The sequence below is a fragment of the Mesorhizobium sp. M8A.F.Ca.ET.218.01.1.1 genome (genome assembly GCF_004791165.1).
Lineage (GTDB): Bacteria > Pseudomonadota > Alphaproteobacteria > Rhizobiales > Rhizobiaceae > Mesorhizobium.
On sequence record NZ_SRUZ01000038.1, the window covers coordinates 1 to 589 of the forward strand.

The following is a 589-nucleotide window of genomic DNA, read 5'->3' on the forward strand; positions in this document are numbered from 1 at the left end:
CCTCCGACAGCTGGACCTATGGCTATGACAATGCCGACCGGCTGACCTCCAGCACCAATCTTGGCGACCCCACGCTCTCGGAAAGCTTCGTCTATGCCGCCAACGACAACATGGCCTCGCGAACCCGTGTCGCCGGCACCTATGTCTACCCCGCGGCCACATCCCCACGGCCGCACGCGCCCGTCACCGTCGGCGCCAATGCCATGGCCTATGACGCCAATGGCAATCTCACCTCGGACGGCAGCCGTACGCTCGCCTGGGACGAGGCCAACCGGCTCAAGACCGTCAGCCTCGCCTCCAACACCGTCAACCTGAGCTATGGTCCTGACGGCGCGCGCGCGAAGAAGGCTTCAACCTTCGCCACCACGCTCTATCCTGACGCTTCCGTCGAGATCGACCCGGCGATCCCGGGATCGGAGATCTACACCCGCTATCCGCATCCGGACGTGAAGGTGGTGGGCGCAACAAAGTTCTTCCTGCATCGCGATCACCTGGCCTCGGTGCGCATGGTCACTGACGGCTCCGGCGCCATCGCGGAAGCCACCAACTACGCCACCTATGGCGAGCGCCTCAACACCGGCTTCCAGAC

The 589-nt window shown here is 64.5% G+C and carries 1 pseudogene; it reads left to right on the top strand.

The features are described 5' to 3' along the window. Positions 1-589, top strand: a pseudogene (locus EN861_RS34280) (RHS repeat protein); the annotation flags it as partial.